Origin of the sequence: Shewanella sp. KJ2020, from assembly GCF_024197625.1 — a bacterium.
Taxonomy (GTDB): domain Bacteria; phylum Pseudomonadota; class Gammaproteobacteria; order Enterobacterales; family Shewanellaceae; genus Shewanella.
The window spans coordinates 11930-27500 of the sequence record NZ_JAKUKD010000025.1; the positions used below are offsets into that span (position 1 = coordinate 11930).

The 15571-nt window shown below is 48.3% G+C and carries 13 protein-coding genes; 2 read left to right on the top strand and 11 right to left on the bottom strand.

Features of this window, described 5'->3' with window-relative positions; translation table 11 throughout:
* Positions 1-28: 28 nt before the first annotated feature.
* The 11 genes from fdh3B (MJO46_RS13620) to MJO46_RS13670 form a co-directional block, all read right to left on the bottom strand.
* Positions 29-598: a formate dehydrogenase FDH3 subunit beta gene (gene fdh3B, locus MJO46_RS13620; protein ID WP_198781416.1), complete on the bottom strand. Its 570-nt coding sequence runs from the start codon at positions 596-598 to the stop codon at positions 29-31.
* A 29-nt stretch (positions 599-627) separates the two neighbouring features.
* Positions 628-3480: a molybdopterin-dependent oxidoreductase gene (locus MJO46_RS13625; RefSeq protein ID WP_253989765.1), complete on the bottom strand. Its 2853-nt coding sequence runs from the start codon at positions 3478-3480 to the stop codon at positions 628-630.
* 17 nt (positions 3481-3497) lie between these two features.
* Positions 3498-3698 (bottom strand): twin-arginine translocation signal domain-containing protein, encoded by a 201-nt coding sequence (locus MJO46_RS13630; RefSeq protein ID WP_253989766.1) that lies wholly within the window; start codon positions 3696-3698, stop codon positions 3498-3500.
* Between the two features lie 372 nt (positions 3699-4070).
* Positions 4071-5099, bottom strand: a complete 1029-nt coding sequence (locus MJO46_RS13635; protein WP_253989767.1) for a formate dehydrogenase subunit gamma — start codon at positions 5097-5099, stop codon at positions 4071-4073.
* Positions 5100-5148: 49 nt separating this feature from the next.
* Positions 5149-5745 (bottom strand): formate dehydrogenase FDH3 subunit beta, encoded by a 597-nt coding sequence (fdh3B, locus tag MJO46_RS13640; RefSeq protein ID WP_011074129.1) that lies wholly within the window; start codon positions 5743-5745, stop codon positions 5149-5151.
* Between the two features lie 26 nt (positions 5746-5771).
* Entirely contained in the window at positions 5772-8621 is a 2850-nt protein-coding gene (locus MJO46_RS13645; RefSeq protein WP_253989774.1) for a molybdopterin-dependent oxidoreductase, read from the bottom strand.
* Positions 8622-8638: 17 nt separating this feature from the next.
* Complete coding sequence (locus MJO46_RS13650) at positions 8639-8836, bottom strand: twin-arginine translocation signal domain-containing protein (RefSeq protein ID WP_198781412.1); 198 nt, start codon at positions 8834-8836, stop codon at positions 8639-8641.
* Positions 8837-8973: 137 nt separating this feature from the next.
* The gene (locus tag MJO46_RS13655; protein ID WP_253989768.1) at positions 8974-9651 is read right to left on the bottom strand and encodes a molecular chaperone; all 678 of its coding nucleotides are present in this window, start codon (positions 9649-9651) and stop codon (positions 8974-8976) included.
* 10 nt (positions 9652-9661) lie between these two features.
* Positions 9662-11323 carry a 4Fe-4S binding protein gene (locus tag MJO46_RS13660; protein ID WP_253989775.1) on the bottom strand — a complete coding sequence of 554 codons (1662 nt, stop codon included), beginning with the start codon at positions 11321-11323 and terminating at the stop codon, positions 9662-9664.
* 184 nt (positions 11324-11507) lie between these two features.
* Entirely contained in the window at positions 11508-12170 is a 663-nt protein-coding gene (locus MJO46_RS13665; RefSeq protein WP_253989769.1) for a DUF3306 domain-containing protein, read from the bottom strand.
* Positions 12167-12634 (bottom strand): DUF3305 domain-containing protein, encoded by a 468-nt coding sequence (locus tag MJO46_RS13670; protein ID WP_253989770.1) that lies wholly within the window; start codon positions 12632-12634, stop codon positions 12167-12169. Before MJO46_RS13670 ends, MJO46_RS13665 begins: the two co-directional genes overlap by 4 nt.
* 300 nt (positions 12635-12934) lie before the next feature.
* On the opposite strand from MJO46_RS13670, the gene MJO46_RS13675 reads away from it, so the two are divergent.
* On the top strand, positions 12935-13831 hold the full coding sequence (locus tag MJO46_RS13675; protein ID WP_253989771.1) for a formate dehydrogenase accessory sulfurtransferase FdhD: 897 nt from the start codon (positions 12935-12937) through the stop codon (positions 13829-13831).
* A 52-nt stretch (positions 13832-13883) separates the two neighbouring features.
* Positions 13884-14789, top strand: a complete 906-nt coding sequence (locus tag MJO46_RS13680; RefSeq protein ID WP_253989772.1) for a helix-turn-helix transcriptional regulator — start codon at positions 13884-13886, stop codon at positions 14787-14789.
* Positions 14790-15571 lie beyond the last annotated feature (782 nt).

Genomic DNA, 15571 nt, shown 5'->3' on the forward strand with positions numbered 1-15571 from the left:
AGTCTGTGGACAGATCCTGTGACCTGAATTAATTCCAAGCCGCGTTTTTAGCACCACGGTAAGCCACACGCTCACGGAAGATGCTAGAAACGACTTCAGCATCACCCGCTAACAGGGCTTTAGTGGCACACAGTTCTGCACACATAGGCAGTTTGCCTTCGGCAATACGGTTTGAACCGTATTTTTGGCGCTCTGCATCTGAGTGGTTTTCTTCTGGGCCGCCGGCACAGAAGGTACATTTATCCATCTTACCGCGGCTACCGAAGGCACCTTTTTTCGGGAACTGTGGTGCGCCAAATGGGCAGGCGTACAAGCAGTAACCGCAACCAATACAGGCATCTTTGTCGTGTAGCACTATGCCATCTTCAGTCTTGTAGAAGCAGTTTGCTGGGCAAACCGCCATACAAGGTGCGTCTGAGCAATGCATACAGGCGACAGAGATTGACGCCTCGCCGGGTTGACCATCGTTGATGGTGACTACGCGGCGACGTTGGATACCCCACTCGAGGGCGGAGTCGTTTTCGTTTTTACAGGCGGTGACACAACCGTTACATTCGATGCAGCGCTTGGTATCACACAAAAATTTCATTGTAGCCATAATGGCAATTCTCCTAGCTTAAGCTGCACTTACGCTTTAACGATCTGACAGAGTGATGCCTTGGTTTCCTGCATTTGTGTCACAGGGTCATAACCATAGGTCAGTGCCGTGTTACAGGATTCACCGATAACATAAGGTACTGTGCCCTCAGGATAGTTAGGCGCTAAACTCTCACCGTGCATCACACCCGCAAAGTGGTATGGCATAAAGGTTACGCCGGGTTTAACCCTTGGTGTTACCAATGCTTGCACCTTAATACGGCCACCTTCGGCGCCTTCTAACCACACAAACTCACCGTTGCGAATACCGCGGTCGGCTGCGTCACCTGGGTTGATTTCAACAAACATTTCCTGTTGAAGTTCAGCCAGCCAAGGGTTAGAGCGAGACTCTTCACCACCACCTTCGTATTCCACTAGACGACCTGAGGTCAATACCAGTGGGTACTTGCCGCTTAAGTCTTTGTCTTGGATAGACTTGTACAGTGTTGGCAGGCGGTGTACTTGCATGTCCGCATAGGTTGGGTACTTAGCCACTAAATCACGACGTGCTGTGTATAACGGTTCGCGGTGTACTGGCACTTGGTCTGGGAAAGTCCAAACAATACAACGGGCTTTCGCGTTACCAAAGGGGATACAACCGTGCTTGATCGCCACGCGCACAATGCCGCCTGACAAATCTGTCTTCCAGTTTTTACCTTCGGCTTCAGCTTTTTCTTCGGCCGTGAGATCATCCCACCAACCCAATTGTTTGAGCATATCGGCGGTAAACTCTGGGTAACCGTCTTGAATTTCAGCGCCTTTAGAATAAGTACCGTCGGCTAAAATGCTTTGGCCTTTGTATTCAACACCATAACGGGCACGGAAGTTACCGCCGCCGTCTTTAACGTGTTTGGATTGGTTATACAGAATTTGCGTGCCAGGGTGCTTCGCTTCTGGCGTGCCCCAACATGGCCAAGGTAAGCCGTAGGTTTCACCTTTTGCTGGGCCGCCTGCGGCTTCGAGCGTCTTGTTGCTGAAGGTGCCCCAGTTTTGGGTGTGTAACTTGATACGCTCAGGGCTTTGACCTGTCATACCGATAGTCCACATACCGCGGTTGATTTCGCGGGTAATGTCTTCGATCACGGGCAAGCCGTTTTCTTTGGCGATACGTTTAGTGTACTGCTCGTCAATACCGAGTTTTTGCGCTAAACGGTACATGATTTCGATGTCGGTTTTAGACTCGAATAAAGGTTGGATAACCTGCTCACGCCACTGGATTGAACGGCCTGAGTTGGATACTGAACCGTGAGTTTCAAACTGCGTTGCCGCAGGGAGCAGATACACGCCATTCTTACGGCGGTGCATAACACCTGCCATGGTTGGGAATGGGTCGACAACGACTACTGTATCCATCTTGTCTAAGGCATCACGCACTTCGCGTTGACGGGTTTCAGTGTTGACCGATTGGCCCCAGAAAAACGCCATACGGATATTGTCTTTCTGTGCCAGTTTGCTCTTATCTTCTAACACGCCATCATGCCAGCGAGAACAAGGAATACCGGGCGTGGTCATTGGATCTTTACCTAGGTAGGCGTTTTGATCGAAACGGCCTTTCACCCATTCCATATCCAGATCCCATACATGGGTCCAGTGGGTCCATGCACCTGTCGTTAAGCCGTAGTAACCCGGTAAGTTATCGAATAACAGGCCTAAGTCAGTCGCGCCCTGTACGTTATCGTGACCACGGAAAATGTTAGTACCGCCGCCTGATACGCCCATGTTGCCTAGGGCTAATTGCAGAATACAGTAAGCGCGGGTGTTAGCGTTACCCACGTGGTGCTGAGTACCACCCATACACCAAATCACGGTACCTGGACGGTTATCGGCCATCAGTTTAGCGGCTTGATAAACCACTTCTTCACTCACGCCAGTGATATCCGCCACTTCTTTAGGTGGGAATTTTTTCACTTCAGCGCGGATGCTTTCCATTTCGAATACACGGTGCTTGATAAAGGTTTTATCTTCCCAACCGTTTTCGAAAATGTGCCATAACATACCGTAGATAAACGGAATATCTGTGCCAGGGCGGATCGCGCAGTGCAGATCTGAGTGAGCCGCAGTGCGGGAGAAACGTGGATCAACAACGATGATTTTCGCGTTGTTTTGCTCTTTAGCGATCAGAATGTGTTGCATAGAAACCGGATGCGCTTCCGCAGGGTTTGCCCCGATCAGGAAGATAGCATTAGCATTCTGAATATCGTTGAAAGAGTTAGTTTGCGCACCGTAACCCCAAGTGTTAGCAACACCGGCTACCGTGGTAGAGTGACAAATACGAGCCGAGTGGTCGACGTTGTTTGTGCCCCACATGGCCGCCAGTTTGCGGTACATATAGCAGCCTTCGTTAGAAAACTTAGCGCTACCCATGAAGTACACTGAGTCTGGACCCGATTCTTTACGAATGTTGAGCATTTGGTCGCCCACTTCGTTAATCGCATCTTCCCAAGAGATTTTTTTCCACTTGCCATCAACCAATTTCATTGGATATTTCAGGCGTTTTTCACCGTGACCATGTTCACGCAGTGCAGCACCTTTAGCACAGTGACCGCCGGCATTGAATGGGTGATCGAATGCGGGTTCTTGACCCGTCCACACGCCATTTTGTACTTCGGCATACAGACCACAACCTACGGCGCAGGCACTACAAATAGTACGTTTAACTTCGATTGGCGCATCATGTGGCACTTCTTTGGCTTCGACGCGGCGCATCATGCCTGTGCCCATCAGAGATGCTGCGGCAATACCACCGGTAGCAATACCTGCGTGCTTCATAAATTGACGACGGCTAATGCCTAACGCCGGTTTGTCTGCCACTGTGGCAACATTGGACTTGCGAGTTAACTTCATCGCTGACTTCTCCTAGATTAGCTGCGCAGGCTATCGTAATAGCTGCTGATATGCGCAGTTTCGTGGTAACCCTTTGACTCTTTAGTGGTTACCTTGCTGCTCTCGCTGGCCTGTGCCACGCTCATGCCGGTTGCGGCAATGGCGGCACCCGCTACACTGCCGACGGTGAGCGCTTTGAGCAAAGATCGGCGAGATAAATCGCTGGGTTGCTGCTTCATGCTGACTCCTGAATTAGGGGTAATGTTGGTTGGAATAACGCGGCTTTTCGAGGGATATAACTTGTTATCAAAAAGTGACGATTTGAGGTGGAAAAGATAATAAAATCATCCTGTTTGCCATTAATCATCGCGCGTGCCGGCAATATAGTAGGAAAGGGTTGAGTCGGAATTGATCTAGAACAGTTTGCGGCTCTGAAATCACGGTCTGTTGTTCAAAAGCGTTAACTTGCTCATAATTTGCATGGCGCTATGGGCGCAGGGGATGGCGGAGTGAATTGTACTTATGTTAATTCTTTGTTTCAGTTGGTATTGTTCCATAAAAAAACACCCCGCAGAGCGAGGTGTTTTTAGGGGTTAAAAAACGTGAGTTAGTTAGTCTTTATACTTTAAACTGCCGTTCTCTTTGATTTCGTCATACCAGAGATTGTGGTGTTGGATTGCCCAGTTTTCATCACAATAGCCTGACTTCATACATTCCATACCGCCTTCGCTGAGTACCGTCGCCATCCAAATATGCACTATGGTAAAGGCAATTAGGATAACGGCACTGATCGCGTGGATCAGTAGGGCTGCCATCGAGGCTTCACGGGGTAAGTCTAAGCCGGGTAAGACTAACATGATGCCAGAGACACTGATAAATAGCCCGAATAGGGTCAGTGTCCAGAACCACATTTTTTCACCGGCGTTAGCAAAGCCGCTATCGGGGTGCTTACCTTTGAAGGGGCCAAAGTTAATATAGCCCCCGACCACTAAAAACCATTTTAGATCGTACATCTTAAAGGTTTGCAGCGGCATCCATTTCACTACACAGGCAATCCAAGCCAAGATAAAGATGGGGCCTGCCCAATCGTGGATAGTTTTGCTGCCGTAGATCAATGGCGCCCAAATATCAGGCCCAAGCAGCTCTTGTACTACATGCTTACCGAGCATAATGGTTAAGCCAGTAAACATCAGTGCTAGGCAGCTGATTGCCATAACCCAGTGGATCCACAGATCCGCCTTTGACCAACGAGCAACCATCTTGCCCGAGAAGCCGTGGCTGAGTTTTGAGGGACCATTCACCAGATAAAACAATAAGAAAGCACCAAAAACGCCCGTAACGGCTAAGGCCATAATCGGGGTGATATATTGATTTCTCAGTTCTTTACCTTGGTTACCGGCAACATTAATCAACACCCCAGTTTCTACGCCTTTGGCCGTGGTATAGCCGGCATCGCCTGCTTTTACCGCGCGCCAAAGATCGGCATCACTGGTTTGCGCTTTCGCCTGTTGTTGACTCGATTGCTGATCGCTTGCGTACACTGGGCTTGCGCTCATCGCTGAACCTAGACCCAATCCCATCACGAGTACCATCAGAGCAAACAGACTGCGCAGTGATTTGTTGAACTGTTTGTTTAACATTGTCACTCCTTGCCAGAGGTTAGGGATCACTCCCTAACCCTCGCTCTGCTTAGTTAATCTCACCTGTTTTGGGGTTGTAGCCCCAAATCACGTTAGGATTGCCTCGAGAGGCCATACGTTGACGGTAAATGTTTGATACCACTTCCGCATCACCCGCAAGCAGTGCTTTGGTTGCGCAAAGCTCCGCACACATAGGTAACTTACCTTCGGCAATACGGTTGGCACCGTATTTTTTATGCTCGGCTTCGGAGAAGGTTTCTTCTGGGCCACCGGCACAGAAAGTACACTTATCCATTTTGCCGCGACTACCAAAGGCGGTCTTTTTCGGGAATTGTGGTGCGCCAAACGGGCAAGCATAGAAGCAATAACCACAACCGATACAGGTATCTTTGTTGTGCAGCACTATGCCATCGTCGGTGCGGTAGAAACAATCTGCCGGACATACGGCCATGCAAGGAGCATCGGTACAGTGCATACATGCCACTGAAATCGAGGCTTCACCGGGTTGACCATCGTTAATCGTCACCACGCGGCGACGTTGGATACCCCACTCGAGAGCGGAGTCGTTTTCGTTTTTACATGCAGTGACGCAACCGTTACACTCGATGCAGCGTTTGGTGTCACATAGAAATTTCATGACTGCCATAATGGCTTATCTCCTCATCAAGTAGGTTAGGCTTTGCTGATTTGGCAGAGGCTGGACTTAGTTTCTTGCATCTGAGTCACAACGTCGTAGCCATAAGTTAAAATGGTGTTTGCAGATTCGCCTATCACGTAAGGCACAGTACCTTCTGGATAGTTTTTCGCGAGACTTTCACCTTCAAACACCCCAGCAAAGTGGTATGGCATAAAACATTCACCGGCAATAACGCGCGGTGTCACCATAGCCTTAACCGTGATTTTGGCGCCCTCTGGGCCATGAACAAAGACATTGTCACCGTCACGAATACCACGATCTGCCGCATCTGCAGGGTTCATTTCGATGAACATTTCCTGTTGTAGTTCAGCTAACCAAGGGTTCGAACGGGATTCTTCACCGCCGCCTTCATATTCCACTAAGCGGCCAGATGTGAGCGCCAGTGGGAAGTCTTTAGCAAAGTCCTTGTCCTGAATTGACTTATACAGTGTTGGTAAACGCGCAACCATACGGTCTTCGTAGGTTGGGTATTTAGCGACTAAGTCACGACGAGGCGTGTAAAGGGGTTCGCGATGGCGTGGAATATCGTCTGGGAACGTCCATACAATACAACGAGCCTTAGCGTTACCGTAAGGGATACAGCCGTGCTTGATTGCAACACGTTGGATACCACCGGAAATGTCAGTTTTCCAGTTTTTGCCTTCGGCGTGCTTTTTCTCGTCTTCGGTCAGATCATCCCACCAACCTAATTGCTTGAGCATGTCGGCGGTAAATTCTGGATAGCCATCTTGGATCTCGCTGCCCTTGGAGTAAGTACCTTCGGCAAGAATATTATTGCCTTCATGTTCCACACCATAGCGAGCACGGAAGTTACCACCACCGTCTTTAACATGTTTGGCTTCGTTATACAGGATCTGGGTGCCAGGATGTTTCATCTCTGGAGTGCCCCAACAAGGCCAAGGTAAGCCGTAGGTTTCGCCTTTGGCTGGACCGCCGGGGGCTTCTAGGCTGTCAGCATCAAAAGTACCCCAGTTTTCCTGGTGCATTTTTAAACGCTCTGGGCTTTGTCCGGTATAACCGATAGTCCACATACCTGTGTTAAATTCGCGGGTAATATCTTCAATCAAAGGCTCATCACCATTGACTTTGATATGTTTAAACAGCTCTTTATCTATTCCAACCTTTTTAGCGAGTTTGCACATGATCACATGATCAGGCAGGGATTCGAACAGAGGTTCTATCACTTTCGAGCGCCACTGAACTGAGCGGTTGGTGGCAGAGATTGAACCGTAGGTTTCAAATTGGGTAGCCGCGGGTAGCAAATACACCCCATCTTGACGTTGGTGCATCACACCCGCCATGGTTGGGAAGGGATCGACAACGACGACGGTATCCATTTTGTTTAACGCTTCACGCACTTCGCGACCACGGGTTTCAGTGTTGACCGATTGTCCCCAGAAGAACGCCAGACGAATATTGTCTTTTTGCGCTATCTTGGATTTATCTTCTAACACGCCATCGTGCCAGCGCGAACAAGGAATCCCCGCAGAGGTTTGCGGTTTTTGTCCTAGGTATTCGCCTTGATCGAAACGGGCTGCAACCCAGTTAGGATCTAGATCCCACACATTTGTCCAGTGTGCCCAAGCGCCAGTCGTTAAACCGTAGTAACCCGGTAAGTTATCAAATAACAAACCAAAGTCGGTTGCGCCTTGCACGTTATCGTGGCCACGGAAAATGTTAGTGCCGCCGCCAGGTACACCCATGTTGCCTAAAGCGAGTTGTAACATGCAGTATGAGCGAGTGTTAGCGTTACCCACGTGGTGTTGAGTACCACCCATACACCAAACGATAGTGCCAGGTTTGGTTTCGGCCATCATCTTGGCGACGCGGTACATTTGTGCCTTAGGTACACCTACAACCAGTTCAACTTCTTCTGGGGTGTATTTTTTGGCTTCTTCGCGGATGCGATCCATGCCATAGACGCGGTGTTTGATAAACTCTTTATCTTCCCAGCCGTTTTCAAAAATGTGCCATAACAGGCCATAAATGAAGGGGATATCTGTGCCGGGGCGAATGTGCACGTACTCGTCAGATTTCGCTGCAGTACGGGTGAAACGGGGATCAACAACGATGATTTTGGCACCGCGTTCTTTACCAATCAAAATATGCTGCATGGCAACAGGATGCGCTTCACTGGGGTTTGCCCCAATAAACATGATGCACTTTGAGTTGCGAATATCGTTGATTGAGTTGGTTTGCGCACCGTAGCCCCAAGTGTTAGCAACACCGGCTACTGTGGTAGAGTGACAAATACGGGCTGAGTGGTCGACGTTGTTCGTGCCCCACAGTGCCGCAAATTTGCGATATAAATAAGCTTGTTCGTTAGAGAACTTGGCGCTACCCATAAAGTAAACTGAATCAGGGCCTGACTCTTGACGAATGGAAGCCATCTTATCGCCAACTTCAGTAATCGCTTGATCCCAAGAGATCTTTTTCCATTTTCCGCCTTCTAACTTCATTGGGTATTTCAGGCGTTTTTCACCATGGCCATGCTCACGCAGTGCTGCACCTTTCGCGCAGTGTCCACCTTGGTTGAAGGGATGATCGAATGCGGGTTCTTGTCCTGTCCACACGCCGTTTTGCACTTCAGCATAGATACCACAGCCCACAGCGCAGTGGGAGCAAATGGTACGTTTGACTTCAGTTGGGGCATTGTGGGGGATATCTTTAGCTTCTGCTTTACGCATCATGCCTGTGCCCAGCATAGATGCTGCGGCGATACCACCGGTGGCAAGACCTGCGGATTTTAAGAATTGGCGACGATTAAGACCTAGGGCGGGCGCTTTAGGCTCAACAACCTGGTCTGTTTTGCGGGTTAATCGCATCACATACTCTCCTCTGGTTAGTTTTTAAGCGACGCATAGTAACTACGAATATGGTCGGTTTCGCGATAGTTCTCGCTCTTAGGTTCGGTAGGGGCAACCGTTGGCGTTGAGGCTAATGCCTGACTGCTCACAGTGGCTACCGCCCCCGCCGCACTGCCCAGTGCCAATGCTTTAAGCAGTTGGCGACGGCCCATGTCGGAAGCTTGCTTCTTCATAGTGTCTCCTTGTGTTACTAGATAAGGTGGTACAAGTGTGACCACCTCGGTTATTGCGAAAGCTGAGGCTTTCTTTTTTCTGCTAAAGGTGAATTTACTCACCTTAGTACAAAAACATGGCAAGTGGAGTCAAAGCGCTAATTGACTAATTCCACTTGTTTTTCTAAATCACTTGCGGCCGGTTGTAAGTCGGCACTGCCTGGGCAATTGACGGGGATATCTAAGCTCAATTGCTCAAACGCGCTGGCTTCCATCTCGAAAAAGGCCTTTGCCAGATGGGCAACGGTTGCGTAAAACGCCGCACTTGGCGCCTTGGCTAAATTGTCACAGAAACGGCCGATCCAACTGCCGATATGGCGTTGGTAAAAGGCCAGTTGACGGTAGCCTGGGGCTTCAAGGATCAATGTGCCCATCACTTCGCAAAGTGCAGCCACGTGATCTTCGGGTTCTTTCACGTTTTCTTCGCGCTCAAACCCCAGCTGCATTAAGTCTTGGCGCAGCAGTGCTAATGGTTTATCCATTAATGAGCCAGTCATAAACCAACTGCCGTAGGGCAGGATCTCACCACAACCTACGCCGAGGAATAGGGCAAAATATTCGTCCTCTAGCTGTTCACTGCTGAACTGCTGCGCCGCGAGCTGCAGGGATAACCAAGCCTTAGTCATCTCGTTGTCTTCATTGGCATCAATTTCAAGATTAGCCAAAAAGTGCAGTAATTCCGGGCTGGGATGACGGCGTAATAGGGCGGCCAACAGTTGATAGATATCGGCTCTCAACTGATCGTTTTCTGAAACTTGTCTTACTGATTCGGTCATAGCGGATCTCTTATCGCAGTTGCTTTTCAGGATCTTGAAGAATGTCTTCAAACATGTCTTTTACCCGGCAGTCGCCACACATCTTCAAGCGCTCAATATTGGCTGAAAATGCGCTGTGTGCACCGACCATATCCAGCATCCGATGCACCATAGATTGGGTCGCAAAAGGAGCGCCGCAGCGAATACATTCGAAGGGAGCTTCTTCTTTCAGGGTGTGTTGTTGCTGACGGGCAGCTTTATCAAAATTAATTTGCGGAGTCAGGCTAATCACTTTCTCAGGACAGGCCGCCTCACATAAACCGCATTGCACACAGTTTTGTTCAATGAAGTGTAGCGCAGGTTTGTCGCCACCATCCTGTAATGCCATGGTTGGGCAAATTGCCACACAGGACATACAGAGAGTGCATTTCTCGACATTGACACTGACTTTGCCAAAGGGAATGTTGCTTAGCCCCAGACAAGTATCGATTTCACCCGCTTGGCTATTGAGGTGGTCTATCGCCTCAAATAGTGTGTTGCGTTTTGTGGTCGACGCAAAGGCGGCGGGCACGATCACGGGCCAATCTAAACTGATATCGAGCATCGGATGTAAATTACTAAGCATGCTCGGATCGATAAGGCTGATACGTTGCGGCTGGCCCATCTCATCTAAAATACTGTTGGCTAAGGACAGTTCACCTTTAAGCATTTGCGTTAGGGTTGGTGCAGTCGCGTCGGTGTTGAGGATTAGCACTTGGCGCGCCCCCCAAGCGAGGACGGATAACCAATGATCTAGACTAGCAACGGTAATTTCTTCGAGGGCAACGGGAATGATGTCACCGGCTAAGTCATCGGTGATCAAGTCTGCACCGACGGCATTATCGTGGAACAAAATTACCGGCGCGGTTTGGGCCTGTTCGCGAAAGCGACTGACGATTTTATTCAGGTATGAATGTAAAGCTTGTGGCGTAGGTAAATCGTAACTGATGGCACCCGTTGGGCAAGCGCTGGTACAACTGCCTGCGCCGTGGCAAAGATAAGGGTCGATTTCAATTTTCTTCGCGACACTGCTGATCGCATCGGCTGGGCAGAAGTTAAGGCAACGATTACAACCATTAATGCCATTGCGATCGTGGGCACATAGATCGGCATTGATTTTCACGTAGCGCGGTTTATCAAATTGGCCGACTAATTCAGGAATTTGCGCAAGAGCATCTTCGAGTTTCGCGGCGTCTTGGCCTACGTAGAAATAACCGGGTGGCAGCATTTCTAAGTTTAAGCAAGCTGTGCTGCTTAAATCGAGCACTATATCGAAATGGGGTTTGCGAATGGCAACTAAACTGAGTTCGGCCGCTCCATCTTGGTGTTCAACACTGACTTGGAATTGGCCTAAAAAGCCTTTTACGCCAATGAGTTTGTTGTAGTAGCTTTCGACATCAGTTGCCGCCGCCATCACGCGCTCAAGGTGGGCTTCATCCTGACTGGTAATAGCTCCGTTAGCCAAAATCACTCGACTTGCCATAGTGGACAATTTGTCCGCAGCTAGGCGTGCAAGATCCTCTGGACCGATAATGAGCACAGTTCCTTCCGTGGTGTAACTCACCGTGGGAGGGATCAGATTCTGTAAAATCTGTGTCTGTGCTAACACATGTTGCCGCACTTGTTTGAGTGCGTCTTGGTTTTGATTGGTTATCAAATGAGTGCTCACATTGCGTTCCTGAACAGTACTTTGGCTGTTCCTTTAGCTGTATCGCTGCAGATTTAGGCGGCAGGTTTTAAGTAAGTCATTGCCTTTTCTGCTTTTATCTAAGTTTTTATCCCTTAGTACAGCAATTCACATACCAAAGTTGTGGACATAAAAATTAGCTAAACTGACATTAAACAACTGGCTTTTGCACTTGCGCTAAGGGCTCTGGTGCATTTTGGGGTAGGTCATCAGTCTCCCCATCCAAATTGTCCGCTATCTGTGCTGTTGCTAATTCGGTTTCGACATCACTGTTTTTTGATTCCGTTACATTTTCTGGGACGTTAGGCTCCACACCTTCGGCTAAGAGCGACTCTTCGTCTGATTCATTGCTGTCTTTGGTGATATAACGAAATACTTTCTTCGCCAATTCGGCTGAAACTTCGGGACTGAGCTTAGGCTGATTGCTATAGTCGAGCGCATACTCTATAAGCCCATCTATCTCATTGAAATGTGGTTGTTTCCACAGTGCGCGCAGAGCTGCTGTTTTTGCGGCAGGGTCAACATTGGCGCCCATAAAGCTGGCAAAGCTACCGCCAATTTCGATCTCTTCAGGATTAGGCAGATCTTCAGCCGTCAAAATGCGGTTTGGCTCCTCCGATTGCGATTCTTGTTGTTCAGCAACTGTGTCTGTGGTGATGCCAGCTCCGACTTCGGACTCAGACTCAAGGGGAGGATCTGCAAGGATTGCCTGGGATTGTTTGAGCGAGAGTGCAGCCTCCTCAGCGGCAACTTGTTCACGGCGCTGACTCCAACGACCAAAAAAACCACTGGCTTTAGGTGCTGTCTCTGTCATGTATCACTCCGCAAAGGGTCGCGACTCGGGCCTTGATTGTTGCGTCCATCGACGTGCTTACGGCGATAGGCCGCAATTTCGACCTCGCCATACTGAGTGATAAAAGCTTCTATCCAACAGGCAATCGCCTTTGGCATCAGCATATTAATCACGGGAGTGTTGCCCTCGAGGCAACCCGCCGCGACATTTTGATCCGCTGAGAGTAAAGCTGGCACCCAGGTACCGTCTGCCATTTCATCGCAGACTAAGTAGAGCATGGCGTTATCCATGTCGAGATTGATGCGATAGCTAGCACGCTCATCCTTGTGCAACTCAAGTAATACTAAGGTTGCATCTTTGGGGGCCTCGTGGGTAGCTGGGAGTAAGTGTTCAATTTCCCACTGTACTGAAGTCCAGCGGCCGGTCTGTTTCTCCACTTTTCGGAGTGAAACGTACATAGGCCAAACACTCGTTGTATGTTGCATTGTGTCTCCGTTTCAACTGAGTTGGAGGTCGCTCCATGAAATTGCGGATCGTTTTCACCAACAAACTAGGATAAAAGGTCATTGCAATATTGATGCCAGTAAACATGGGGTATTAGTTTGAAGTAGATCATCAAAATAGGTATAGGTTTGGGACATTTTGTCTAGCTGGTCATTTTGTCTGGGACATAAACGTCCAAGTGTTTCGCTTGAATTGCGGCAGATCACGCATTTAACCCCTAGTTTTATACCTAGGTACAAATATTGCTATGCTCTGGTCATCATTCGTTAAGCGGTAGCACTATGAATTCTGATAACAACACTAGTATAGACAAGCAGTTACAAGCAGATAATGGCCATTCGCCAGCAAGGCGTCAGTTTACTTTTGTGAAAACCCAGGCTGAGGTGCCATTAACTATTGCCGTAAAAGCCGTCGATGAAACCGGGGAAATACTGGATAAGTTTGTCGCCTGTGAGCGACCTCTTACGGTTTATTTAAACTGGCGCCCGATAGTCACCCTGATGACCTTAGGCGCAAAACCTGAGTCTCTGGCGTTAGGCTATCTGAAGAATCAAGGCTTTATTTCGGATGTGAGCCTGCTGGACTCTGTTATTGTCGATTGGGATGTTAATTCTGCGGCAGTGATCACCCGTGAGCAAACCACCGATCTCGATGAAAAACTTTCTGAAAAAACGGTGACTTCAGGTTGTGGTCAAGGCACTGTCTACGGCAGTTTTATGCAAGACTTGGATGATATTCGCTTACCTACACCAAGCCTTAAACAAAGCACGCTCTACAGTTTGTTGAAAAATATCAATGAATATAATGAAACCTATAAAAATGCGGGTGCTGTGCACGGTTGCGGCTTATGCGAAGCGGACCAAATCATGGCATTTGTTGAGGATGTAGGGCGCCATAATGCGGTGGATACCCTCGCAGGCGATATGTGGTTAGCGCAGGATCGCGGTGATAACAAAATTTTCTACACGACTGGGCGCTTAACCTCAGAGATGGTGATTAAAGTCGCCAAGATGGGGATTCCTGTGTTGTTATCTCGCAGTGGAGTCACGCAAATGGGATTAGAACTCGCGCAGAAATTAGGGATTACCATTATCGCCCGTGCCAAAGGACGACATTTTTTAGTCTACCATGGCAGTGAGAATCTTGAGTTTGATGTAAATACCTGTTCAACAAACTGATCTGCAATAGTAGGTATTGAACTAACAGTGAATATAAGGATAAGGACACAAGATGACTTCTGCCAGTGAATTGGTCTATATGAGTGCGAAGCAGGTGGCCGAGTATTTAGATCTAAATGAAAAGAAAGTCTATGCCATGGCGAACGACCGTATTTTACCGGCCACTAAAATTACGGGTAAATGGTTATTCCCTAAGGTGCTGATTGACCGTTGGGTGATGGACTCCTGCCATAGCGGTATGTTAACTGACAGACTATTGATTACTGGCAGTGATGATCCACTCTTATCTATGCTAGTTGCACGTTTAATGGCTCAGGTCGGTAGCCGTGAGCTTATTAGTTACAGTGCAACAGGCTCTCGTTTGGGGTTGGAGTTATTAGCTAAGGGCTATGCTGATGTGTGTACCTTGCACTGGGGGAGTATGGAAGATAGAAATATCCGCCATCCCGCATTGCTTAAAGGTTATCAAAACCACCAACAATGGATCATGGTACACGGTTATTCCCGTCAGCAAGGATTAATCATGCGTGCCGATATGCACCACAGATGCCAAGAGGAAGATAAAGTGGCGAGCATGCCTTGGCGTTGGGTGAGCCGTCAGGGAGGGGCTGGCAGTCAGCAACATTTAGAGCATTGGCTATTAAAGCAGGGTGCGCGTTTAGATCAACTCAATGTCGTGCTTACCGCCTATAGTGAACGTGAACTCGCGGGTTATATTGCCAGAGGGGATGCGGATATTGGTTTTGGTTGTCAATCGGTGGCTTTAGAAAGTGGCTTAAGCTTCGTGCCACTCATAAAAGAGTCATTCGATTTCGTTATGCCGCAAAGCATTTACTTTCGCCGTCAGCTACAACAACTCTTTACTATGTTAGCGGGTGGACACGCAAGGCAAATGGCGGCGCTACTCGGCGGCTATGATCTTACCGACTGCGGACAACTACTCTGGAGTGCAAGTTAAGCTCTTCGCTCAATTCCCCCTAAATTTAAGCATCAATGGACAGCCTTTTACCTTATATAGGCATATATAAGGTAAAAGGCTAGATTACAAAATCGGTTTTGTACCTCGGGGAAAATCCAAAGGACAATTGTCATCTTCAACCCTGTTATACCGATATCAGCACGTCTCCTCATATCGCAAACCATGCTTTACTGCGTGTACTAGGCATATAAAAGTAATCAGCAACGCTTTAAAAATAAGCTTTTGTGGATAAGTCTGGGGGTAACAAGTGGGTATGATGTGGCTAGGTTGGGTAATCAAAATTAAATGCAAAAAACCTTAAAAAAGCCCTTGCACAAAAAGTTTCACTGCCTATAATGCGCATCCACTGACACGGCAGACGGCGCTAAGCAGCCTGATGTGACAGTTCGTCGATGAGTTTACTGATTGATGAGCGAAAAGAAAGTTTGCAAAAACTACTTGACGCGAAACGGGAAATGCGTAAAATGCACGACCCTGAGTTGACGAGAAGTCAGCCCTAGCCAACTGGAAGCGTTCGGCGCTCAGTGTGGTACTCACCCTCTCTTACGAGGTTGAGTTGCTCTTTAACAAGATAAAACAAGAAATCTGTGTGGACACTCACAGGTGTTGAGTTAATCGAAACTGCTTAGCCTTAGGGTTGGCAGTCAAAGAATTAAATCAATGTAATAATGAGTGTTCATAGCAATATGTACAGTTTGTTTTGGTTTTTAAGCTGAAACAAAAAATCAGAATTCATTGAGCCGTTTCTTCGGAAACAAAAA